This is a genomic window from Pedobacter frigidisoli (assembly GCF_032678525.1).
In the GTDB taxonomy this organism is placed as follows: domain Bacteria; phylum Bacteroidota; class Bacteroidia; order Sphingobacteriales; family Sphingobacteriaceae; genus Pedobacter; species Pedobacter frigidisoli_A.
Genome location: NZ_JAVTSE010000004.1, coordinates 22,842 through 45,798, shown reverse-complemented (window position 1 = coordinate 45,798; position 22,957 = coordinate 22,842). Strand labels below are relative to the sequence as shown.

The 22,957-nt window shown below is 39.4% G+C and carries 21 protein-coding genes; 12 read left to right on the top strand and 9 right to left on the bottom strand.

Annotated features, from left to right (window positions below):
• Window positions 1-81: 81 nt before the first annotated feature.
• Together R2Q80_RS12090 and R2Q80_RS12085 are read right to left on the bottom strand one after the other, a co-directional pair.
• Window positions 82-822 (bottom strand): carboxypeptidase-like regulatory domain-containing protein, encoded by a 741-nt coding sequence (locus R2Q80_RS12090; RefSeq protein WP_316799867.1) that lies wholly within the window; start codon window positions 820-822, stop codon window positions 82-84.
• Window positions 823-890: 68 nt separating this feature from the next.
• Window positions 891-1,238 (bottom strand): Spx/MgsR family RNA polymerase-binding regulatory protein, encoded by a 348-nt coding sequence (locus R2Q80_RS12085; RefSeq protein WP_316799866.1) that lies wholly within the window; start codon window positions 1,236-1,238, stop codon window positions 891-893.
• 164 nt (window positions 1,239-1,402) lie between these two features.
• Between R2Q80_RS12085 and R2Q80_RS12080 the strand changes: the two genes are divergently transcribed.
• Together R2Q80_RS12080 and R2Q80_RS12075 are read left to right on the top strand one after the other, a co-directional pair.
• Complete coding sequence (locus R2Q80_RS12080) at window positions 1,403-2,911, top strand: sensor histidine kinase (protein WP_316799865.1); 1,509 nt, start codon at window positions 1,403-1,405, stop codon at window positions 2,909-2,911.
• A gap of 27 nt (window positions 2,912-2,938) precedes the next feature.
• On the top strand, window positions 2,939-3,643 hold the full coding sequence (locus tag R2Q80_RS12075; RefSeq protein WP_316799864.1) for a response regulator transcription factor: 705 nt from the start codon (window positions 2,939-2,941) through the stop codon (window positions 3,641-3,643).
• Between the two features lie 97 nt (window positions 3,644-3,740).
• On the opposite strand, the gene R2Q80_RS12070 is transcribed toward R2Q80_RS12075, so the two are convergent.
• From R2Q80_RS12070 to R2Q80_RS12060, 3 genes are read right to left on the bottom strand one after another with little or no spacing between them, the layout of a single operon-like run.
• On the bottom strand, window positions 3,741-4,010 hold the full coding sequence (locus R2Q80_RS12070) for a hypothetical protein (protein WP_410478736.1): 270 nt from the start codon (window positions 4,008-4,010) through the stop codon (window positions 3,741-3,743).
• Between the two features lie 36 nt (window positions 4,011-4,046).
• Entirely contained in the window at window positions 4,047-4,943 is an 897-nt protein-coding gene (locus R2Q80_RS12065) for a hypothetical protein (RefSeq protein ID WP_316799862.1), read from the bottom strand.
• Window positions 4,943-5,494 (bottom strand): hypothetical protein, encoded by a 552-nt coding sequence (locus R2Q80_RS12060; protein ID WP_316799861.1) that lies wholly within the window; start codon window positions 5,492-5,494, stop codon window positions 4,943-4,945. Before R2Q80_RS12060 ends, R2Q80_RS12065 begins: the two co-directional genes overlap by 1 nt.
• A 160-nt stretch (window positions 5,495-5,654) precedes the next feature.
• Here R2Q80_RS12060 and ribH point away from each other — a divergent pair, with 160 nt between their 5' ends.
• On the top strand, window positions 5,655-6,146 hold the full coding sequence (ribH, locus tag R2Q80_RS12055) for a 6,7-dimethyl-8-ribityllumazine synthase (RefSeq protein ID WP_316799860.1): 492 nt from the start codon (window positions 5,655-5,657) through the stop codon (window positions 6,144-6,146).
• Window positions 6,147-6,413: 267 nt separating this feature from the next.
• The gene (gene ytxJ / locus R2Q80_RS12050) at window positions 6,414-6,746 is read left to right on the top strand and encodes a bacillithiol system redox-active protein YtxJ (protein ID WP_316799859.1); all 333 of its coding nucleotides are present in this window, start codon (window positions 6,414-6,416) and stop codon (window positions 6,744-6,746) included.
• Between the two features lie 97 nt (window positions 6,747-6,843).
• Here ytxJ and R2Q80_RS12045 read toward each other — a convergent pair whose 3' ends face one another.
• Window positions 6,844-8,346 (bottom strand): malate:quinone oxidoreductase, encoded by a 1,503-nt coding sequence (locus R2Q80_RS12045; protein ID WP_316799858.1) that lies wholly within the window; start codon window positions 8,344-8,346, stop codon window positions 6,844-6,846.
• Window positions 8,347-8,556: 210 nt separating this feature from the next.
• Window positions 8,557-9,156, bottom strand: coding sequence for a peptide-methionine (S)-S-oxide reductase MsrA (gene msrA, locus R2Q80_RS12040; protein ID WP_316799857.1), 600 nt, complete (start codon window positions 9,154-9,156; stop codon window positions 8,557-8,559).
• 253 nt (window positions 9,157-9,409) lie between these two features.
• Here msrA and R2Q80_RS12035 point away from each other — a divergent pair, with 253 nt between their 5' ends.
• Window positions 9,410-10,372 (top strand): isopenicillin N synthase family dioxygenase, encoded by a 963-nt coding sequence (locus tag R2Q80_RS12035; protein WP_316799856.1) that lies wholly within the window; start codon window positions 9,410-9,412, stop codon window positions 10,370-10,372.
• Window positions 10,373-10,645: 273 nt separating this feature from the next.
• A complete protein-coding gene (locus R2Q80_RS12030; RefSeq protein ID WP_316799855.1) occupies window positions 10,646-10,939 on the top strand; it encodes a hypothetical protein in 294 nt (97 codons plus the stop codon).
• 205 nt (window positions 10,940-11,144) lie between these two features.
• Here the strand turns inward: R2Q80_RS12030 and R2Q80_RS12025 are convergent, their stop codons facing one another.
• Together R2Q80_RS12025 and R2Q80_RS12020 are read right to left on the bottom strand one after the other, a co-directional pair.
• Window positions 11,145-12,962, bottom strand: a complete 1,818-nt coding sequence (locus R2Q80_RS12025; protein ID WP_316799854.1) for a serine hydrolase domain-containing protein — start codon at window positions 12,960-12,962, stop codon at window positions 11,145-11,147.
• A complete protein-coding gene (locus R2Q80_RS12020; protein WP_316799853.1) occupies window positions 12,949-14,583 on the bottom strand; it encodes an amidohydrolase in 1,635 nt (544 codons plus the stop codon). Before R2Q80_RS12020 ends, R2Q80_RS12025 begins: the two co-directional genes overlap by 14 nt.
• A gap of 106 nt (window positions 14,584-14,689) precedes the next feature.
• Here R2Q80_RS12020 and mutL point away from each other — a divergent pair, with 106 nt between their 5' ends.
• The 6 genes from mutL (at window position 14,690) to R2Q80_RS11990 (ending at window position 22,870) form a co-directional block, all read left to right on the top strand.
• Window positions 14,690-16,525, top strand: coding sequence for a DNA mismatch repair endonuclease MutL (mutL, locus tag R2Q80_RS12015; RefSeq protein WP_316799852.1), 1,836 nt, complete (start codon window positions 14,690-14,692; stop codon window positions 16,523-16,525).
• A 6-nt stretch (window positions 16,526-16,531) separates the two neighbouring features.
• A complete protein-coding gene (locus R2Q80_RS12010; protein ID WP_316799851.1) occupies window positions 16,532-17,251 on the top strand; it encodes a rhomboid family intramembrane serine protease in 720 nt (239 codons plus the stop codon).
• Window positions 17,244-18,098: a rhomboid family intramembrane serine protease gene (locus R2Q80_RS12005; RefSeq protein ID WP_316799850.1), complete on the top strand. Its 855-nt coding sequence runs from the start codon at window positions 17,244-17,246 to the stop codon at window positions 18,096-18,098. Before R2Q80_RS12010 ends, R2Q80_RS12005 begins: the two co-directional genes overlap by 8 nt.
• Window positions 18,098-19,207: an endonuclease/exonuclease/phosphatase family protein gene (locus R2Q80_RS12000; protein WP_316799849.1), complete on the top strand. Its 1,110-nt coding sequence runs from the start codon at window positions 18,098-18,100 to the stop codon at window positions 19,205-19,207. The genes R2Q80_RS12005 and R2Q80_RS12000 overlap by 1 nt, the downstream gene beginning before the upstream one ends.
• A 124-nt stretch (window positions 19,208-19,331) precedes the next feature.
• On the top strand, window positions 19,332-19,964 hold the full coding sequence (locus tag R2Q80_RS11995) for an NAD(P)H-dependent oxidoreductase (RefSeq protein ID WP_316799848.1): 633 nt from the start codon (window positions 19,332-19,334) through the stop codon (window positions 19,962-19,964).
• 182 nt (window positions 19,965-20,146) lie between these two features.
• Entirely contained in the window at window positions 20,147-22,870 is a 2,724-nt protein-coding gene (locus R2Q80_RS11990) for a carboxypeptidase regulatory-like domain-containing protein (RefSeq protein ID WP_316799847.1), read from the top strand.
• Window positions 22,871-22,957: the final 87 nt, after the last annotated feature.

Here is a 22,957-nt window from a genome sequence, read left to right as displayed (position 1 = left end):
CAGGCCGTAAATATAAAAAAAACCACATTCAGTTAAGGAATGTGGTTATATTGTTACCTGTTCTGAAACAGGGCCATATTATTAATTGGTTTTTAGCTTTGGCAAATCCTGAAGTTTTCTCTGCTCAGGCGTTAGCTTTTGCCAGGCAACGAATGCTCTTGATATATGAAAGGCATAACGATATGGGCGTTCGCCCTTTACTGCTTCCACTGACGGGCGATAAAGAATCATGAAGTTTTTAAGTTCCTCACCCTGTAACTTAGTCAGATCGGTAATGGCTTTCTCGTTGAAATTTTCATCAATCTCCTGCTGATACATTTCCTTTTCCTGTAAATCTGCTTCCTTACGCTGTTCTCTTCTATACTTTCCATAGCCGAGATTCAGGTTCAACCCTCCAACTTTATCCGTCATTCGTTTACGGTTTAAATTGCCACCGGTACTTAGCAAAGTATACTTTTCTGCAAGCGGGTCTTTAGCATCGGTAATCTGACTGTTCATGCGCACAGCCTCTACATTTACATCAGCAAGGTTAGTTGATTTAACAGGTAAGTAAATGGTTCTGTTCAATAGATTAGTGAGGTATAATGTATCTGTATGATAACCGACAGCAGAAAACTCGATCAAATCACCAACATTTGCTGCAATTGTATATTTTCCCTCTTTATTGGTAGAAGATGTTTTTTTGCTGTTTAAGTTACGGATGGTAACACCCGGCAGGGAGAGTGTTTTTTTTGAATAGTCAAAAACTGTTCCTGTCGTAACGGTTTGCGCGAAAGCGCCAAATGGCAATGCCAGTAAAATAAAAACGATCAGCTTATACATATTCAAAAGTAACTTAGTTAAACATCTAACGTTTGCTTTTAACAAACTTTAACAATACAACAACTGGTCTACACAAGTGTTTGAGCGTATTGGGTTTCGTCGAAAGAAATTAAAATGGCCTGACCATTTTTTTCAATAACCGGACGTTTTATCGCACTGGTATTTTCAATCAGATAGGTAATCGCCTTATCCTCGTTATCAATTGCCGCCTGCTCTTCCTTAGTTAACTTTTTCCAGGTAAGCCCCTTTTTATTTAAAACCGTTTCCCATCCAAAAACCTTAAACCACTCCTTAAGCTTTTCTGCAGTGATACCTTTCTTTTTAAAATCATGAAATTCAAATTCTATCTGATGTGATTTTAGCCAGTCGAGTGATTTTTTTACTGTATTGCAATTAGGGATTCCGTATACGATCATGCCTGTAATGATTGGATTTTTGGGTGAATGAATGATTGCAAAGTTAATAAACCGGGAAGGTTCTTTACAATTTAAATCGTCCGTCACTTTTTTTTAGTCATCCATCACATTTTATAGATATAGTGCGTCTGGCTTACTAACATTGTATCATCAAATATTTCAGTATGAAACTTAAAGATTTAAACAAAATAGAGTTTTGGGTATCGGGTATCATTTACCTGTGCCTGTTCATCAGGTTAATATCCAACACTGTTGATCAGCATCATAACGAAAACTGGTCGCGTTTTTACGATGCGCACATTTCCTATTCGAGCTTTACAAACTATTTTATTCCTGAGGTGATCATTATAACCGTTTTGTACCTCAACTTTCTGCTGTTAAATTTTTATATCATCCCTTCGGTAATCAAAAAAGAAAAACCCATATGGCATTATCTTTCCATTCTTGTACTGATCTGTGCTACAACCATGACCATCGGTATTTGCCGTACCTATAGTCTGGCATACGAACTTGTAAGTTATCGTTCACTACAACAAGCCTACAACCATATCTTCTTTAAAAGTTTTTACAATTCTTTTCTGATTGTGATTATCATTACGGTATACATTCTGATAAAATCGCTTATTATCGGCCTGGTGAATTCGGATGATGAAATTGGCAGTAAGCAAAATAAAGTTAAGGCTGATATTGCCTCGGGCCTGGCCTTCTGGCTGATTGGGATGTTGCTGTTATTGATAACCGATGCCCCTTATGAGGTGTGTACCATCTGGACGCTCGTTATTTTCAGCGCAACAGGTATAGGTATCTATTCTTTGTACTACCTGATACCAAAAATATCACAAAGTGGCAAAAAGTTCAGGAACTACCTATTCAGTGTATTGCAGGCGAGTTTACTCCTTTCAGTTCCTGTATCTTTAATTGGACTTTTGGTGTTCAATGGCCGTGCAGAAGGTGCGCTGATTGTTTTTCTGTTTAATATTCCTACGCAATTAATCCTGAGCGCCCCATTGTGCTGGTACTTGTACAAAAAAAGAATCCTGAGTGATACTGAATTAAATAGTCTAAAAACGGAACTTGGCAAATCGGATGCCAGCCTGAGTTTCCTGCAGTCGCAGATCAATCCACATTTCCTGTTTAATGCGCTGAATACGCTTTATGGCACGGCTTTACAAGAAAATGCAGACCGTACCGGAGAAGGAATACAGAAACTGGGAGATATGATGCGTTTTATGTTACATGAGAATACGCTCGACAAAATTTCTCTTGCCCGTGAGGTAGAGTACCTGAGCAACTACATCGATCTTCAAAAGTTACGTACCTCCCGCTCGGCAGACATCAGGATTGAAACACATATTGAAGAGCAGTTTGGCAATTTGCAGATCACTCCTATGCTTTTAATCCCTTTTGTGGAGAATGCCTTTAAGCACGGGATCAGTTTACAGCAACCCTCATATATTAAAATAAGCCTTCAAACCAAAGAAAGCACTCTATATTTTGACGTGAGCAACAGCATATATATTAAAGGGGATAATGATCCGGAAAAGCTGAAAAGCGGTATTGGACTTGAAAATGTAAAAAAACGTTTATCGATGCTTTATATTGGAAAACACGAACTCATTATCCGAGAAAGTGCCAGTGAGTTTTTTGTACATTTGACATTGCAGCTGGATTAGTACTTTGCTAAGCCGCAGCTCAAAACATTGAATTTAAAATCTGACGAAACAACTATCATGACCGCTATTGCTATAGATGATGAACCAATTGCTCTTGAAATCATTCAATCGCATGCTTCGAAAGTTCCATTTATAGAATTGAAGCAGGTTTTTACAGATGCATTTCTGGCCACCACTTATTTGCAGCAAAACAAAACAGACCTTATATTTCTGGATATTAAAATGCCGGATATCAGTGGTATAGATTTTTTAAAGAGTTTAACCAATCCGCCAATGGTTATTTTCACTACTGCTTACACCGAGCATGCTGTGCAAAGTTTTGAACTCGACGCTGTTGATTATTTGTTAAAACCTTTCTCACTTGCCCGTTTTCTAAAGGCCTGTAATAAAGCTCAGGAGTTATTTAATCTACGTAATCAACGGCAAAAGAATACTCAGGGCTATATCTTTGTAAAAGATGGTTATGAACAAATCCGGGTTGAATTATGCGATATACGATATGTTGAAGCTTCGGGAAATTACACCCAAATACAAACGGACAGTAAACTGATCAGCTCTCGTATTACCATTAATGATTTGGCCGAGCTGCTTCCTAAATCTGAGTTTATAAGGTGCCACAGGGCCTTTATTGTGCCGAAAAAGAAGATTAGCAAGTTCGACCGTAATCAAATCTGGATAGGAGAGAAAATTGTTCCTATAGGGGCAACATATCAAAACCTCCAACTTATCTGATTGTTACTTTATCATTATCCTTATTCCCTGCGAATGCGTAGTAAATTCAGGGGCATACATGCTTTGTAAACTGGTTATCCCGTTCGAAAAATTACCACTATGGGTAACCTCTTAAAGGATATTCAAAAATGTAGGTACCCTTGGGCATGTAACTAATGAAGAAGTTTGTTGAAACGTCCCTGGTGCTTTCATAATAGCCCAACCCATCCTGGTATTTATAACGCGAAATCACATTTACGGGTTCAACTCCCGATGAACGCATGTCTTTCAGGTGGAGGTATTCCATATCCCTATCGCAAACAATCTCTATCCTCACCTTGAGCAAATCGCCTGTTGTTAAACTATTTTCCGAGGTCACCGGAGTCAAAACATCACCCTTATCGGTAGCTTTTTGAATGAACAGTTATTTTTTGATTTTGATACCTGTTTTAGAAGGGGTAATTTTATCCAGCTGTTCGAAATATTGCCAGTATAGTGCGCCCCAAGCCACAGTCTGGTTATTGTTTTTAACTTCTACTTTCGCCATTTCAGGTTTAATATCCTTTGCGGAAATTATTACCTTTTCATATCCTGCACCCGCTTCTCTAATTGCGTCGGCTTTTCTGAAGTCGCTTAAGTTATGGTTACCGATGGTTATATCGGGTTCCTTTGCGTCACTCAGTAAGTTAGTGCCTTTCATTAACAAAGCATAACAGGCAGCAGCAGTAGCTTTGGTGGTTTTCCAGTCGTTAGTCTGTTTATTTTTGAGGAGCCATATTTTCATTTCCTCTACTGCTTTGGCATCATTCGCTACTTCATCAAAAGCCTCGATCAATAATGCCTGGGTTTCTATTGGACTTTGGTACCACCACCAACCCGATTTATTATTTGCCCAGTACATGCCCAGTTCATTACTGTGTTGAGCCCTTTGGTTTAAAAGCGTGATCACTTTCCTTGCTTCATCCCCATAGCCATTCCGGTTTAAAACCAGTGCGGTTTGAGCCAGTTGGTAAGGCTCAAATACTTTCCATTCGCTTCTAATCTTTTTGAGGTAATAATCTCTGGCCCTGGTAAAATCTGTTGTGGTATTTTTACTATTCATGTAGCTCCTGGCGTAAAGATAATGTAGCGGCAGGTATGCATGGTCCTTTCCTTTCAATTCGTTATAGTAATCTTTTACCAACCAGGCATCGAGGTAAGCCACTGCTTTGCTAAGGATGGAACCAAAACCAGGATAGGCTTTTTCATCGACCATTTTCATCTTCATCAGTTGCCCCATTCCTAAAACAATGTGTTGGGTAATGTAACGGTCTTCTGCCATTATTGCTTATCCCCTGTAAGCACATCTTTTAACAGATCTACTTTCGTTTTCTGTAAAAGATCCGAATCCTGCACCGAGAACAGGTAATTTTTAATAATTTCATCTGTTAATTTAGCGGTGCTCCAGGTTTTGATATCATTGTTCGTATCGTTACTCACTACAGTACGCTGCCTGATTTTCCAGCTATTTTGTAAAAAATAGTTCCAATAAGTTTCAGCTAACAAGGATTGAAGAATACTTTTTTCGGGTTGTTTAGCCACATTGATATCTCCACGCAACCCTTCCAGAACCTTATCGAATGCATCTTCTTCCAGATAACTTTGAAACATCATCCGGTAAATAACAGACTTGATAGGTAAGGGTGAATCGCTGTTCTGCTTTGCCTGGTCAGCAATCTTTTCAATTAATGATAATGCATCCTTTGGTTTGGCCCGCTGTGCTATAAAATCTACCTTATCAAAATCGGCTAATGAATAATGCTGGGCAAAAAGATTTGTTGAGCACAGAAAAATCAAAATAATAATGGCAGACAAGCGGAAAGATGTATTCATAAGCGTTATTACGTTTTCAATATAGATGAAATTGGGTGATAAAATCCATAAAACTTGGTAAAAAAGTGGTTTCCGAAAAATCTCATGCAAGTGCTTCAAATGTTGCAAGCTGTAAACATTTCTATTTCAAAGATTCAACACTTAGACTTATCTTTGCCTCATGTCAACACAATTAAAAAATCTATCCGACTTCTCGCACACTACCGTTCCAAGTGGCGCTAATTATAAATTTGGAATTATCGTAGCCGAATGGAATGCGGATATTACAGGCGCATTGTACAACGGTGCTTTAAAAACACTTTTGGAAAATGGCGTTAAAGAAGAGAACATTATCTCTTTACCTGTACCCGGAAGTTTCGAATTAACCGGAGGCGCTGAAATTTTGCTGAGCAAAAGAAGCGATATAGATGCGGTTATTTGTTTGGGTTGCGTAATTCAGGGTGATACCAAACATTTTGATTTTATTTGCGATGCGGTTGCTCAAGGCACCACCAATGTTGGCATTAAATATAGCAAACCGGTAATATTCGGTGTTTTAACTACCAATAACCTGGAGCAGGCACAAGACCGCGCTGGCGGTAAACATGGCAACAAAGGTGATGAAGCGGCAATTACTGCTATAAAAATGGCTGATTTGTCTGCCAATATTTAAAATTGCTTATTCATAATACTATTTGTATCTTAGCGCATTAAAATATATTTCATCAAATGAAAAAAGTAGCCATCTTATTATTGGCGGTGTTTTGCACCATTACCATTTTAGAATCTTGCTCAAACAAGCTTTGCCCTGCTTATGGTTCATATCCTGAGGGCAAACGCAGAAGAAACTAATCTATCTATTATTGCTTTTTCATTTGCAGGTCATTTGCAGAACTTTATCCTTTTGCATTTGTTAAATCTGTAAAAACAATATCATATCATGACTTGGGTAAATTTAACCTCATTAGATCAATTGAATGAGATAAAAGCTGATACAGGCTACAGTCTTATTTTCAAACATAGTACACGTTGCTCCATCAGCATGATGGCTAAAAGAAATTTCGAATTCAGCTGGGATGTGATACCCGAAAACACAAAACTTTACTTCCTTGATTTGATCAGCTATCGTGAAATTTCAAACGAAGTGGCAAGTCTGTTTCAGGTAACCCACCAATCGCCGCAAATTTTACTAATCAAAGATGGTGATTGTGTACTGGAAGCATCGCACAGCGATATATCAGCAGAAGAAGTTGCAGAGGTAATCGCAGCGTAAATAAAAAAAGCCGAATCATTGATTCGGCTTTTTTTATTATCGGTACTACATCTGAAGTAAACAGATACGAGTACAACCATTCTATTGTCTATTAATTTTAACCAATCTTCAATACTGCAGTAGTTCTTTGCCTGGTTTCTTTACAAAGCACAGGATCTTTAGCCAGTTCTTTTCCATAAGTTGGAATCATTTCTTTGATTTTGGCCTGCCATTCATCTGTCGCCAGATCTTCTTTAAAACACCTAGCAAGCAACTCGAGCATAATGGAAACGGCGGTAGATGCACCTGGAGATGCACCTAATAAAGCAGCTATTGAACCATCAGCTGCACTTACCACTTCTGTTCCGAATTCGAGCACTCCCCCTTTTTTCTCGTCCTTTTTGATCACCTGAACACGCTGCCCTGCATATTCCAGCTCCCAGTCTTTTAATTCAGCGGTGGGAAGATATTCTTTTAAGGCTTCCAAACGGTCTTCAGGTGATTGCCTCACCTGATCAATCAGGTATTTCGTTAGATCTAGGTTATGCAAACCGGCCGAAATCATTGGACGAATATTATTAAACTTTATAGATTTAGGCAAATCAAGGAATGATCCGTTTTTCAGAAATTTTGTTGAAAATCCTGCATATGGTCCAAACAATAAAGCCTGCTTGCCATTAATCATTCTGGTATCCAAGTGAGGAACCGACATTGGTGGAGCGCCTACTGCAGCTTTACCATATACCTTGGCATGATGTTGTTTGATAATCTCTTCATTGGTACATTTTAACCATTGTCCGCTTACAGGAAAGCCTCCAAAACCTTTGCCTTCTGGTATATCTGATTTCTCTAATAAAGGAAGTGAGCCACCGCCCGCTCCAATAAAAACAAATTTGGCTACGCGTTTACGTTTCTCATTAGTAGCTAAATCTTTGACTTTTACAATCCAGTTGCCATCCTTGTTTTTCTTCAAATCGCGTATTTCGTGATTGAAGAAAAGGTTAACGTCTTTTTGTTCTTTCAGATTGTTAAACATATCACGGGTTAGCGTACCAAAGTTTACATCAGTGCCTAAATCCATTTTAGTTGCCGCCAGTCTTTCTCCTTTTTTACGGCCATCGATAATGAGTGGCGCCCAGGATTTAACAGTATCTACATCTTCAGTATATTGCATTTCGCTAAAAAGGTCACAGCTTGTAAGTGCGTCGTAGCGTTTTTTTAGGTAGTCAACATTCTTTTTACCCCATACAAAACTCATGTGTGGAATTTTACGGATAAAATTATCAGGAACTGAGACCAGACCTTTCTCTACCAGATAAGCCCAGAACTGTTTGGATACTTCGAAATTTTCAGCGATTTGAACAGCTTTTTTTATTTCAACAGAGCCATCCTTTTTCTCTGGCGTGTAATTCAATTCACAAAAAGCAGAGTGCCCTGTACCAGCATTATTCCATGCATCAGAACTTTCAGCTGCTGCTACGTCCAGACGTTCGTAAATTTCGATGCTCAAACCGGGTTCTAATTGCTTTAACAAAACTCCAAGTGTTGCGCTCATAATACCAGCGCCAATTAGAATTACATCTGCGTCAGTTTTACCAACTGTCTTTTTCTTTTTAGTCATTTTGAGTTAAAGGAGTTACGAGCCTTAAAAATACGTCGCAAGGACGCTTCTTTTTTAGGTGCTTAAAACTATAAAAAAATTGATAAGAAATGAAAAAATAGTCAAATCTATTCTACGATTTTAACAAAGAACAGACCAAAAATCGCAAAACTGTTAAGATGGATATGCATTAAATAAAAAATCCCGCGCTTGATGCGCAGGATCATGTTTTTAATTTTTCAGTTTGTCTTTAAAAACCTTTTCCAGCTTTTGCATTTTAGGAAGAATCACTAAACGACAATAGGGTTCACTACCATTTTTCAGGTAGTAATCCTGATGGTAATTTTCAGCAACATAAAAGGGCTTTGCTGCTTCTATTGCAGTGACCACCTTTTTACCAAAGGCGTTGGTTTTATTTAATTCTGCTTTATATTTTTCAGCAAGCGCCTTTTGCTCTGCATTGTGATAAAAAACAACTGAACGGTATTGGGTTCCTGAATCTGCACCCTGCCTGTTCAGAGTTGTAGGGTCGTGGCTTTTCCAAAATACCTCCAGCAAATCTTCGTAAGATATCACCGATGGGTTATAGTTAATTTCAAGAACTTCTGCATGACCGGTGGCTCCTGTACATACCTCTTCATAGGTTGGATTACTTAATGTACCGCCTTCGTATCCCGATTTTACTGAAGTCACCCCTTTTAATCTCTGAAAGATTGCTTCAGTACACCAGAAACATCCCATACCGAATGTTGCTTTCTCCGTTTTTTTACCCTGCGCATTCACCTGGCTTAATGATAAAACGGACAAAAATATCAAAATTAGTTTTTTCATGTTGTCTATTTACGTTAATAAAAAGCTTTCCATATTGTTTAGCTTCATCATATATTACGAAAATAAAGTGGTTAAAGTTTCAGAGCATTCAATAATGGATTTCGGATGACAAACTCAAATTCGGTTAAATTTCGAATGGCTTGTTAATAACTTAAACACAAATATATCAGCATTTTAACTATTATCATACCCCCATAATCATACTTATTAACAATTCTTTTTCTAAATTCGTAAGAACATAAAAAACAGAGACATGTCTACACCGTATATTCCTTGTTTGGATTTAGGCTCGTACATCAACGGTACTGAAGAAGAACGCAAAAAATTTTCTGATGAATTAGGCCGCGCCTTCAACGATTCAGGTTTTGTAACGATTACCAATCATGGGTTAAGTCAGGAATTAATTGATAAGCTTTACGAAAATATTAAGGCTGCTTTTTCGCTGCCTGTGGAAATTAAAAGAAAATATGAGAAACCTGAACTAGCTGGGCAGCGTGGTTATACGAGTGCGGGTAAAGAAACTGCGAAGGGCGCCAAAACGCCTGACCTAAAAGAGTTCTGGCAAATTGGACAGGAAGTTACCGATGGCGATCCTGTTAAAAATGAATATCCTGATAATGAAGTATTGGAGGAGCTACCTGAATTTAATCCGATAACAGGTGAGATCTATAGAAAGTTACAGGAAAACGGAACTCACTTATTAAGGGCTATTGCAACCTATCTGGAGCTTCCTGTAGATTATTTCGATAAGCATGTTCACAATGGAAACTCGATTTTAAGAGGGATACACTATTTCCCTATTGAAAACCCTGAATTAATTGCTGATGACGCTGTACGCGCAGGTGCGCATGAAGATATTAACCTGATTACCTTACTTATTGGTGCCAGTGCCGATGGACTGGAGGTTTTAACCAGAAGTAATGAATGGTTGCCGATTAAGGCGCATCATACGGATATTGTGGTAAATGTGGGTGACATGCTGCAACGCTTAACTAATAACAAGTTAAAATCGACTACACACAGGGTAGTGAACCCTCCACGCGAACTGATGAAAACTTCACGTTTTTCGGTTCCGTTTTTCCTCCACCCCCGCAGCAATATGGATTTAACCAGTCTACCATCTACTATTGATGCCGAACACCCTAAAGCATATAGCGATATGACTGCTGGTGAATATCTGGATGAGAGACTTAGAGAGATTGGATTGAAGATGTAAATTATTGGGAGTTTGAGTTGGCCGCCAAGACAACGATTACAACTTAAATAGCATCGGTGAATAGCCGATGCTTTCTTTTTATTCAATAACTGCACATATTTATAGTTATTCTTTTACCGATAAAATAGCTAGTTTGTTGAGCCAGATATTAAAATTAAATAACACCATCTTTGAGAAATTACTTTTATGGTTAAATTGACTAAAGACTACACCTTTTTCTGGAGTAGAATATTTCCAGGGATCATTAGCCTTAATTATTTAATTTTATTATTAATGATTATGCTTACAGGAGCATATTTTTTACTTATTGTTGTAATAATTTTTGCCATACTTCATTTTGCAGTTGGAAAAATCTGGCGCTTTTTTCTTATTTACGATCTGTATATTGATGGAGAATATTTTGAGGCTACCCGCAAAAACGAGAAAATATCTTTTTTAAAGAGCGACTTACTGTCATGCGACAGAAAGTTCGGAATTGTTATTTTGAAAATAGCTTCAGGGAAAGAAATCTTTTTAATCCTCGACTCAAAAGAGGATATCAGTTACCTTAAAACATCAACGAGTTAAGGTTTACTAAGCACTATATACTCATAATTTCTATATTCACAGATGAATCGCTTTTCTCGTCCGTCCATGTTACAAACCGTCACGACGAGTTAATTTCTAAGTCATTAACATTTAAATCCCAATTTGCTCTTAACAATTTGAGCAAAGAGGATATCCTATTTAAGTAGTCTAAACGCTAATAGATGTTTAACAATGTATATGCAACCTACTTTCCTGATTCATCGATCGCCTTATTCACCACATCCTGTATCCTTCCCCGTATTTTCATATTGGATAGTTTATCTGTAACAGTTGGATTAACCCGGTTTGATAAAAATACGTACAGCAGTCCGCGGGAAGGATCAACCCAAACGCAGGTACCCGTGTAGCCTGTATGTCCGTAAGTTTGGGGCGAGGCTAAGTCTGAAGGGTAATGTTTGCTGGTATCCGGATCCCAGCGGTCGAAACCTAAACCACGGCGACTAACATTCGATTGCTTTGAGGTAAACATATCAACCGTTTGCGGCTTAAAGTATTCTTGTCCACCATAAGTCCCCCGGTTAAGCAACATCTGATAAATAATGGCGAGGTCATTTGCACTGGCGAATAAACCTGCATGTCCTGACACACCTCCTGCTAATGCCGCGCCCTGATCATGAACATATCCTACTAATAGTGTTTTTCTAAAATAGGTATCCTGTTCTGTAGGGACAATCTGTTCAGGTTTAAAACGGTTTCGCGGTAAAAAACCGGCTGTTTGCATTCCTAAAGGCTTGTAAAAATTTTCGTATGTATAAACGTTAAGCGGTTCCTCACTGATATGTTCTACAATATCTTTCATCACATACATGCTGATATCACTGTAAACATATTTACCTCTCGTTCTAATCGGAGAGTTCAGCATTTTTGGCCACATAAAATCTTTAAAGAAACCTTTTTTTATATAATAATTATCGGCTACTTTGGTTGGGAAAGCCGCCGATGAATCTCTGCTATAATCGCCTGTTTTTACATAGTCGTGAAATGGAATATAGGGGATAAAGCCAGCCTGATGCAACATCACCTCACGTACCTGAATGTTGTTCATTGGCGTGGTACGGGCTTTAGGGATATAGGCTCCGATATTGGTATCGAGCTTTAATTTTCCTTCTTCAAACAAGCGCATTACTGAAGGAGTGGTAGCCGTTACCTTGGTTACTGATGCGAGGTCGAAAATATCGGTTACCTTATCAGGCACATTGGTATCATAAGTATGTGTTCCATAAGCCTTATTGAAAATCACTTTCCCATCCTTTGCAACCAAAACCACCAGACCTGGGGTGGCCTTCTGCCCTATTGCTTCTGCAGCAATGGCATCGATGCCTTTCAAATCATTTGAGTTCAGTCCTGCATCTTCAGGTACAGTATATTTTAATCTTGTTTTTACCGTTACAAAGCCCGATCCTACTGTATAACGCGGAGAGAAAGCGGTGGTAAGCTTATTAACCGCGGCAATACCTCCGAAAATATACTGAGGAACGATTGCCGCAGCATCTGTGCTGTTTTGGGCAGTCCACACAATAGGGCTTTGCAATGTGTCGAATGTCTTCAAGGCAATCCCGTTTCCAAATACCGCCAGTATTATTTTTTTTGTTTTGCTAATGCTCTTGATGAAGTTGACATATTTTGCCTGAGTAGCACTCTGGTCATCAATGGCGACAATAATTGTATTGAAATATTTCAAGTCATCTTCCAGATCATTCAGGTTGACACTATCTTTATAAGAACTGGCAGAAAATGACGATACCTTATCATATTTATTGGCGAGGCTGTCAAATACCATACTGTAAGAAAAACCAAGACTCACGGAGGCTATGTTTTTTTTATCGAGCGACTTCAGCGGTATAATGGAGTCCTGATTATTTAATACAACTGTACTTTGGGTAATTGAATTTGCAACAGAAAGCTTCTTTTCGTTTGCTGTATGTTCCTGAGCACAGGCCATTAAACATAAAACATTAAAGAAACTAGCCGCAGCCAGAATGAACAATCTATTTCGCTTCATATACTTTTTCTCCGTTCAGATAGGTTTTTAATACTTTGGTTTTTAAAATATGCTGTGGTGATGATTTTAAAATATCGTGGTCGAGAATCACAAAATCTGCAAACTTACCTTTCTCCAGACTTCCTTTTTCATTTTCTTCGAAATTGGCCTTAGCTGCCCAAATGGTCATCCCACGCAATGCCTCTTCCGGGGTCAAAGCATTTTCCGTTTGAAAGCCCCCTTTCGGGAAACCCTTTGCATCTTCTCTCACTGTTGCTGCATAAAACGTTAATAATGGATTAATGTTTTCTACGGGAAAATCTGTACCTAAAGGAATCCACCCGTTTTGTTTCAATAGCTGTTTGTAGGCATATGCGCTTTTAAGACGTTCAGCCCCCAGCCGCTGGCCGGCCCAATACATATCAGAAGTGGCATGAGTAGGCTGTACTGAAGGTATAACACTTGCTTTACCGAACAGATCAAAATCGTTTGGATTTACCACCTGAGCGTGCTCAATTCTCCACCTCTTATCATTTTTACCTTTGAGAATGTTGTTATAGATTTTAAGGATGGTCCGATTTGCGGAATCACCGATTGCATGCGTGCACATCTGAAAGTTGTTGGATGCAATTTTTCTGGCAACATCCTCGTAGTGTTTTGGATTACTCAGCAAAAAACCGGTTTTCTTTGGCATATCACTGTATTGGTGCAAGAGGCAGGCACCCCGGGATCCTAAGGCACCATCGGCATAAACTTTAAATGCCCTCACATTTAAACGATCGGTTTTCACAGCTCCTCTGGCGAAAAGATATTTATAATTATCCTCCTGATCGGAAAGCATGACGTACAAACGCATTTTGAGTTTATTTTCTTTCTGCAGTTTCTCAATAAACTCTACCGCCAGATAACTTAAGCCGCAATCATCAATTGTGGTCAGGCCTGCCGCGAAACAGTTTTTTTGGGCGTCGGTAAAAATCTTTTCCGCGAGCTTTGCATCTGGTGATGGGATCTTGCTTTCGACCAGGGTTACTGCATTATCAATCAGCACCCCTGTAAGTTTTCCGTTTAAGCTAAGCATGTCTCCTCCTGTTAGCTCTTGCTTGCCCCTAATGCCTGCATCGTCTAGTGCTCTTTGGTTCGCAATAGCCGCATGACCATCAATGCGATTGAGAAATACAGGTCGGTTAGGAAAGAGTGAACTGAGTTTTTCATTCGTTGGAAAAGCTTTATCTACCCAATCGTTCTGGTCCCAACCGTTTCCGATCAGCCAACCATCCGGGTGGGTTTTAGCAAATGCCAATAAACGCTGCAAAATCTCATCCCATGACTTCGTATCCCGTAAATCTGCGGCTTGCAAACTTTGCCCGTAACCATAAAAATGGGCATGTGCATCAATAAAACCCGGATACACCGTTTCGCCGGAAACATCGACTTCATCTTTTGCTGTATATTTGTTTTTGATATCTTCAGTGGATCCTAGTTCAACGATTTTACCTTGTTTCACGGCGAAGGCTTCTACTGTTTCGAAACCGGAGTTCACCGTATAAACCTTTGCATTAAAAACAATGGTATCTACCTCCTGTCGTTTTTTACAGGAGAAAAGCAGCATGGCCACCATCAAAGCACACAGGGAAGTTTTCATATTTTAAAGATAGAAAAATGAAGTCATTTGCATGTTGAGTTTTAAACAAATCCGAATCCTTATGCTTATTTTCCATAATTTAGCGAATTCACTTTTGTCTTGATACATGACTGATATTATCCAATTATTGCCTGATGCTGTTGCCAACCAAATTGCTGCCGGAGAAGTGGTTCAACGACCGGCCTCTGCGGTAAAGGAGTTGCTCGAAAACTCCATTGATGCAGGCGCCGACAAAATTCAACTGGTGATAAAAGATGCTGGTAAAGCATTGATTCAGATCGTCGATAATGGTTGCGGAATGAGTGTTACAGATGCCAGGATGTGTTTTGAGCGCCATGCCACGTCAAAAGTGAGGAAGGCTGAAGACTTATTTGCCATCCGAACCATGGGCTTCCGTGGCGAAGCCATGGCTTCTATTGCGGCAATTGCACAAGTGGAGATGAAAACCCGCAGGCATGAAGATGAAATCGGCACCTGTATTTCTGTTGAGGGCTCTGAAGTAACGGCGCAGGAGCCGGTTGCTACTCCTGCAGGAACGCAAATTGCGATAAAAAATCTCTTTTACAATACGCCTGCCCGCCGTAATTTCTTAAAAAGCAATCCTGTAGAAATGCGCCACATCATTGATGAATTTCAACGTGTGGCATTGGCTCACCCCGCTATATTCTTCAGCTTGCATCACGATGGAACAGAAATTTTTAACCTTCCGAAAGGCAACCTGAAGCAGCGCATTGTTCACCTTTTTGGTAATAATTATAATGAGCGTTTAGTACCTGTTGAAGAAGAAACCACTATTATTAATCTGAAAGGCTATATTGGGAAACCTGCTTTTGCCAAGAAAACACGGGGTGAACAGTTTTTCTTTGTCAACAACCGTTTCATCAAAGATCCTTATTTAAACCATGCAGTAAGCTCCGCTTTTGATGATCTTTTACCTGACGACAGTTTTCCATTATATGTGCTTTTCATTGAAATTGATCCTTCAAAAATCGATGTCAATGTACATCCTACTAAAACCGAGATCAAATACCTTGACGAGAAATCCATTTATGCGATTTTGAAATCGGCTGTCAAGCGTTCAATAGGAAGATATAACATCGCTCCTACGCTAGATTTCGATCAGGAAACTGGGTTTAGTAATATGATTACCCAAAAGGCTGTTGAAGATATTGTTCCGCCAAGTATTACTTTCAACCCGGATTTCAATCCTTTCGCCAGTGATGTTACCTCTACTTCCGGTTATGCATCCTCACCAAGAAATTATGATGCAAAACCCAGTACTAAAAACTGGGGCTCACTATACGAAGTAGTTGATCAGCCCATCGTAGAGCAAACTTCCTTTTATCAGGAAGAGCCTCTGCTGGAGACAAAGCAGAAGCAATACATGCAGTTGCATAACCGATACATTGTTTCTCAGATTAAATCGGGCTTAATGGTTATTGATCAGCAAATGGCACATGAGCGCATCCTTTACGAACGTTTTCTCGTACATTTAGATGATCGGAAAGGTGCTTCACAACAAAGCTTATTTCCACAAACGATAACATTAAACGCCAACGACTTTGAGCTGGCAAAAAGTTTATTAGACGATATTAAAAGCTTAGGCTTCGATGTACGGGAATTCGGTAAGAATACGTTGGTTGTAGAGGGTGTACCGGTAGATTTGGGTAGCAGTAATATTAATGAAACACAGCTACTTGAACAATTAATTGAAGGATTTAAAAACTCTCAGCAAGAATTGAAGTTAACTAAACGCGATAGTTTGGCGAGAACCCTGGCGAAAAACAGTGCAATAAAAGCAGGAACAGCTTTGGCTCAGGAAGAAATGAATACCCTGATTGATGAGCTTTTCGCCTGTAAAACCCCTAATTTTAGCGTGAGCGGAAAACCAATTATTCAAACCATTACTTTAACAGAGCTTGACAAAAAGTTTGAGAAATAAAAAAGAATGAATAACATATATGTACCCCCGGTTGTCAAAAACCTGCTTATTATCAACATCCTGTTTTTTGCAGCTACTTACCTGCTTCCACAACTGCACTTAGACGACTTGCTGGCAGTTTACTATTTCGATTCGCCCAAGTTTGAAATCTGGCAGCCGATTAGTTATATGTTTATGCATGGAGGCCTGGCACATATATTTTTCAACATGTTCGCCTTGTATAGCTTCGGGAGTATTTTAGAGCAGCGTTGGGGGCCAAAGAAATTTTTAATATTTTACTTCATCACCGGATTGGGTGCATTATTTTTACAATGGGCGGTTCAGGCCTTTGAAGTACATCAGATACTGGGGAGTATTACGGCCAGCGGTAAACTGAATTTAAGTGATCTTTATAACGCTACAGATGCTTCTCCGGCTGAGGTGAAGACACTATACGGTATATATTTCGGTGGAATGCTTGGTGCATCAGGAGCTATTTTCGGATTACTTGTGGGTTTTGGAATGCTTTATCCCAATGCGGAACTTTTGATTATGTTTCTCCCTATACCCGTGAAAGCGAAATACATTATACCGGTTTATATCTTAGTTGAACTATCATTGGGAGTAGCAAGTATTGCCGGAGATTCGGTTGCTCACTATGCTCACCTCGGAGGGGCTTTAATAGGATTTATCCTGGTAAAAATATGGAAAGATAAAAACGATACATTTTATACGCTTTATGAATAATACAGTTAAAGATTTAAAATTTAAGATTTTCCAATCAGGAAATCCATTGTTTTTTTATATCGGAATAAATGTGATTATATTTTTAATCACGTCCATTATTGGCGTATTCATATTCTTAGGCCAGTCGGGCTTTAGCATGGATCAATTTATCAACCAGTATATCGGTTTGCCAGCCAGCATATCTCGACTCCCTGAACGTTTCTACACGGTGCTCACTTATATGTTTTTCCATGACGGGATCTTACATATTCTATTCAACATGTTGGGATTATTCTGGTTCGGCAGTATTTTTATGAATTTCCTGAACAGCCGGCAGTTTCATTTCGTTTACCTTGCTGGTGGTATATTTGGGGGACTTTTTGCTGTAGCAATTTTGAATATTTTCCCTGTGTATTCGGGCGGATTAGCTATGGTGAGCATTGTTGGGGCCTCGGCTGCAGTAAACGCCATCATTTTTGCAGCAGCAACCCTGGTTCCCAACTACAGCCTCATGCTGCTTTTTCTCGGCGAAGTCAAAATCAAATGGATTGCCCTGGTTTATTTCTTTCTTGATTTTCTGGCAATAGGATCAATCAATGCAGGAGGTAGCCTGGCCCATATCGGTGGGGCACTCCTGGGTTTCCTGTTTATCAAAAGTTTGCAAAGTGGTCGCGACTGGAGTAAAATGTTCGAAAGAAAGCCTAAATTGAGGGTGGTAAAGAATGAAAAGCCTCCAATAAAAAAGCAAGAATTCAAAGGGGTTTCACAACAGGAAATCGATTCCATTTTAGATAAAATATCAACTTCAGGATATGATAAACTAACTGCATCGGAAAAAGAAAAGTTATTTAAAGCGAGTAAGGATTAATGGCGAAGAAGAAAAAGTTTAGTTTCCTGGATAAACTGATATTGCCCATCGCTATAGTGCTGGCAATATTCCTGCTGCTGGGCACACTGGCAGGAAGCATGGATCCCAGGAAACATGCTATCATCGCTTTTTTCGGACTGGCTTACCCGTTTGTCTTAGTCATTAATATCATCTTTATTGCCTGGTGGCTGATCAGCAGAAAGTGGCTGTTCGCATTGGCAACGCTTGTGGTAATTGCTGTAGGATTTAAAACACTAAAAGCTACCTTTGCCATTGGGGGCGACGAAGGGGGGGTAGAGAAAACTGAAAACAGTGTAAGGATGATGACCTACAACGTTCATAACTTTAAGCTTTATGGAGGCGACAACGATGAACAGGTGAAGGAGAAGATGCTCCAGGTAGTTAAAAACCAAAACCCGGATGTGGTTTGTTTTCAGGAATTCTACACCCGATATAAAGGCAATTTCGATACCATCGACAGTTTAAAAGTGTTATTGAATGCCAAATACTATTATTTTGTTCCTACAAATAAAAACGATTACGAAGCTATCGGGCTCGCGATTTTTTCCCGCTACCCGATAAAGGGTAAGGGAGAAATTCACTTCAATGAAGGATACCCCGGTAACATGTGCATTTATGCGGACTTAAATGTTAAAGGGAAAGCGTTAAGAATTTACAATGTTCACTTCCAGTCTATATCCTTCGAAAAACAGGATTATGAGTACCTGGATAAAGTAAAAAAAATGGATACTGAACTGCAACCATCAAAACGCATTTTAAGGATGCTTAAAAGTGCGTTTTTAAAACGGAGTAGCCAGGTAGACATGATGAAAAAGGAAATGTCCTCTTGTAGAATACCCTATTTAATTGCCGGTGATTTCAATGATACCCCCGCTTCTTATGTAGTAACACAGATCACTGACAGTCTTAATAACAGTTTTATTAAAAAGGGATCAGGCTTTGGCAAAACCTACAATGGCAAATTCCCTAATTTCCAGATTGATTACATAGCCACTTCAAAAGATATTGAAGTGTTAAATTACAAAATCACCGAAGCGAGGTTATCAGATCATTTCCCTGTTCGGAGTGATATTAAATTAAAACCTTAAACTCCAAATCTAAGCCAGTATTCTTTTGGATAGCAGCTTGCTTTCTTACCATACATCAACAATCTGTATGATCTTTATCTTGATATTTGTTTCATTAAATTGATAAAAATAAATTAACTATATTATGAGTTTATTAGATGCCCTAAAATGGCGTTACGCCGTTAAAAAAATGAATGGTCAGCCTGTAGAGCAGGAGAAAGTTGATCAGATTATTCAGGCTGCCCTGCTTGCACCAACCTCTTCAGGACTGCAGCCATTCAAAGTAATTGTAGTGACTAACCAGGAATTAAAAGAAAAAATTGCCCCTATTGCATACGGTCAGGCTCAGGTAATTGATTCTTCACACCTACTGGTTTTTGCGGCTCAGGAAAACTATACTGAAGAAGGCATTGATGCTGTATTTAACCGAATGAACACCGAACGTGGTTTACCTTTAGATACTACTGATGCTTACAAAGCTCAATTGAAAGGCATGATTCTATCGAGATCTGCTGAAGAAAACTTTAACCACGCTGCACGTCAGGCATACATTGCTTTTGGTATTGCGATTGCTGAAGCGGCTTTACTGAAAGTAGATTCGACACCAATGGAAGGCTTTAACGGTCCTGCGGTAGACGAGCTTTTAGGCTTGAGCGAAAAAGGATTGAAGAGCGTAACTTTATTACCATTAGGCAACAGAGATGAGGCCGGAGACTGGTTGGTTAACCTTAAAAAGGTGCGTACGCCGTTAAACGAATTTGTTATTGAGTATAAATAACGAAGAAATATTTTTTTAAGTAAGCATTGCAGGCTGCCATTTGGCAGCCTGTTTTGTTACAAACCTTTCTGTTCGAAGCTCGATCAGCAGCAATATGTAAAAAAATGTTAAACATCAATTCGCTTTAGGTGCTCTATGTTTAATTGGATATATTTACACTCTTAGTAATAAATTTCCTATACATGAAGATTTTTAGAATAGCGTTTATCTTTTCAATTCTATTTTCACTCCACTTTTCTTTGTTTGCCCAAACCGATACAATTGGAATCAATACCATCATCACCAAAACAAACAAAGTTTTAAATGATTATCCGGCTGAAAAAATATACCTTCATTTCGATAAGCCTTATTACGCTGTTGCAGATACTGTTTGGTTTAAAGCCTACGTAACTGAAAACCAGAATTTCCTTTCCACGCTGAGCAAAATCATCTATGTTGATGTAATTAATCAGAATGATTCCCTTATTCAGACACTAAAACTTCCAATTACAGGGGGCTTTGCTTACGGCAGTTTCCCTTTAGATCAGATTAACTATAAACAGGGAAACTACCACATCAGGGCCTATACCATGTGGATGCTGAACAGTGATGATCCGGCCTTTTTCAGTAAGACATTTTATGTGGGCGAAGCCATAGATAAGGAAGTGAAAACGCATATCTCTTATAAAAACACTTCTACCGATAAACTGGAGAAAATAGATGCCCGGGTGCAGTTTAAAGATGCGAACAATAAGCCTTACGCAAACAGAAATGTAAGCTGGCAGGTGGTAACAAGCTATACGGTTATTGCCAAAGGCAGGGGCACAACAGATTCCAATGGCTATCTGACCATCGCCATGAGTAATGCGCAGAAAGCCGAGTATCAGTTAAAAAACGGACAATTGGTTACCGCGATTAACACGACCGATAAGGACGTTGCCAACAGTAGTTTCTCTCTCAGGAATGCAATTTTAAGTAAAGACTTCCAGTTTTTCCCTGAGGGGGGCAACCTGATAGCAGGCTTAACAACCAAGGTAGCCTTCAAGGCGGTAAAAAGTGATGGTTTGGGCATTGCGTCCAAAGGTGTTGTAACTGATAGCGAAGGTAAGCAGGTGGCTGTTTTTTCAGCGCAGCATTTGGGCATGGGCAGCTTTAACCTATTGGCCGAAACCGGAAAAACTTACAAAGCCAATGTGAGTTATTCAGATGGAACCAGTGAAAGCTATAACCTGCCTGCTGTAACCACTGCTGGAATAACCCTAAATATCGACAACTCATCTGCAGATAATATTGCAATTAAGATTTTATCTAACGATGCCTTTTTTACAGAAAATCAGGGAAAGAAATTCTACATCATCGCACAAAGCAAAGGCGTGATTTGTTATGGTGCACAAACTGCACTTTCTAATAAAGAGTATAATACCACTGTTCTGAAATCAAAATTCCCTACCGGCATCGCCCAGCTCACCCTTTTCAACGAGTCTGGTAAACCACTAAGCGAGCGCCTGGTTTTTGTTCAGCATAAAAACAATATGAATGTTGCGGTTTCCAGCCCCATCACTACATACGGTGTAAAAAAGAAAGTTAAGATAAACATGGCTGCAAAAAAAGATGGTGCGCCTGTGGAGGGAAGTTTCTCCGTATCTGTAGTGGATGAAACCAAAGTACCCTCTAGTGAAGATGCTACCAGTACCATCCTGACTGGATTACTATTAAGCAGCGATGTGAAGGGCTACATAGAAAAAGCGAACTATTATTTCAATGCACCTGATGCGAAGAAAAATGCAGACCTTGATGTGTTGTTACTGACACAGGGATATAGAAGCTTTAAATATGCAGATATCATTGCCAATCAGCTTCCAAAGATCCAGTTCTTACCAGAGCAGGGTATAGAACTTTCGGGGATTTTGAGGATGAACAACGGTATTCCGGTGAGGAAAGGAGCGCTATTATTAAGCATTCCTGACAAACGCTTTAACCTTGAAGGGACTACAGATCCTGTAGGGAATTTCAGGTTTAAAAATCTGGTTTTTAACGATTCATCAAAGGTTACCATTACGGCAAAGTACAACCCGCTCTATAAAAACATGACCTTACAGATGAACGGATCGCCGGTACCAAGTTTGACCAGAAATTTCAGTGCTGCAGAAGAAGTTTTGAATATTGATAGCGCACTAACGACTTACCTGGACAATAGCAAACGTCAGTATGCCTATTTACATACCTTAAAAGACATTACCGTTAAAGCCGCTGTTATTCCAAAGGTTAGCCACAAGGACTATCCGGCTTTAACAGGCTTAAGTCAGATGGCTGACCACGAGATTACGGGCGACAGGTTAAAAGGATGCGGCATGCTGATCAACTGTTTACAGGGAATGCTTGCCGGGGTAACCTATGCTGACGGTAACTTTTACGTAAGCAGGGATTATAATTCGGGAAACAGAACGCCAATGGGTATTTTCATCAACGGGATGAATGTTGATGTGAACCAGATCAATACAATCGACGTTAACCAGCTTGAATCAGTAGAAATCTTTTTAAGAGATGAGCTGGGCCTGGTAAACAGAGCCAATAACGTGAATGGTGTACTGGTATTTAACCAGAAAAAAGCACCTAAGGGACAGAAAATATCCAAAGCACAATTAATGGATATGTTGCCTAAATATTATGAACTGACTTTTTCTCCACAAGGTTATGATAAGGAGAAACAATTCTACTCTCCAAAATACGAAGCACCTGCGAGCATGAACCGCAATGATTTGCGTACTACCATTTACTGGAATCCAAAAGTGGTAACAGATGCTGCCGGGAATGCTTCATTTGAATTCTACAATGCAGATGGCCGCGGACAATACAAAGTTACGGTTGAAGGCATTGATGCCAATGGCAACCTGGGAAGATCGATCTTCAGATACACAGTAAAATAAGAGGAAAATATTTAAAAAGCAAAAAAGCTGACCAGTTGGAAATGGTCAGCTTTTTTGTTTTAATATCGGCAAGAAATTCAGGAATGA

Bases quoted from the DNA above. Each gene is read 5' to 3' on its own strand.
- R2Q80_RS12090 (WP_316799867.1), bottom strand. From the start codon at position 822: ATGTATAAGCTGATCGTTTTTATTTTACTGGCATTGCCATTTGGCGCT.
- R2Q80_RS12085 (WP_316799866.1), bottom strand. From the start codon at position 1,238: ATGATCGTATACGGAATCCCTAATTGCAATACAGTAAAAAAATCACTC.
- R2Q80_RS12080 (WP_316799865.1), top strand. From the start codon at position 1,403: ATGAAACTTAAAGATTTAAACAAAATAGAGTTTTGGGTATCGGGTATC.
- R2Q80_RS12065 (WP_316799862.1), bottom strand. From the start codon at position 4,943: ATGGCAGAAGACCGTTACATTACCCAACACATTGTTTTAGGAATGGGG.
- R2Q80_RS12060 (WP_316799861.1), bottom strand. From the start codon at position 5,494: ATGAATACATCTTTCCGCTTGTCTGCCATTATTATTTTGATTTTTCTG.
- ribH (WP_316799860.1), top strand. From the start codon at position 5,655: ATGTCAACACAATTAAAAAATCTATCCGACTTCTCGCACACTACCGTT.
- ytxJ (WP_316799859.1), top strand. From the start codon at position 6,414: ATGACTTGGGTAAATTTAACCTCATTAGATCAATTGAATGAGATAAAA.
- R2Q80_RS12045 (WP_316799858.1), bottom strand. From the start codon at position 8,346: ATGACTAAAAAGAAAAAGACAGTTGGTAAAACTGACGCAGATGTAATT.
- msrA (WP_316799857.1), bottom strand. From the start codon at position 9,156: ATGAAAAAACTAATTTTGATATTTTTGTCCGTTTTATCATTAAGCCAG.
- R2Q80_RS12035 (WP_316799856.1), top strand. From the start codon at position 9,410: ATGTCTACACCGTATATTCCTTGTTTGGATTTAGGCTCGTACATCAAC.
- R2Q80_RS12030 (WP_316799855.1), top strand. From the start codon at position 10,646: ATGATTATGCTTACAGGAGCATATTTTTTACTTATTGTTGTAATAATT.
- R2Q80_RS12025 (WP_316799854.1), bottom strand. From the start codon at position 12,962: ATGAAGCGAAATAGATTGTTCATTCTGGCTGCGGCTAGTTTCTTTAAT.
- R2Q80_RS12020 (WP_316799853.1), bottom strand. From the start codon at position 14,583: ATGAAAACTTCCCTGTGTGCTTTGATGGTGGCCATGCTGCTTTTCTCC.
- mutL (WP_316799852.1), top strand. From the start codon at position 14,690: ATGACTGATATTATCCAATTATTGCCTGATGCTGTTGCCAACCAAATT.
- R2Q80_RS12010 (WP_316799851.1), top strand. From the start codon at position 16,532: ATGAATAACATATATGTACCCCCGGTTGTCAAAAACCTGCTTATTATC.
- R2Q80_RS12005 (WP_316799850.1), top strand. From the start codon at position 17,244: ATGAATAATACAGTTAAAGATTTAAAATTTAAGATTTTCCAATCAGGA.
- R2Q80_RS12000 (WP_316799849.1), top strand. From the start codon at position 18,098: ATGGCGAAGAAGAAAAAGTTTAGTTTCCTGGATAAACTGATATTGCCC.
- R2Q80_RS11995 (WP_316799848.1), top strand. From the start codon at position 19,332: ATGAGTTTATTAGATGCCCTAAAATGGCGTTACGCCGTTAAAAAAATG.
- R2Q80_RS11990 (WP_316799847.1), top strand. From the start codon at position 20,147: ATGAAGATTTTTAGAATAGCGTTTATCTTTTCAATTCTATTTTCACTC.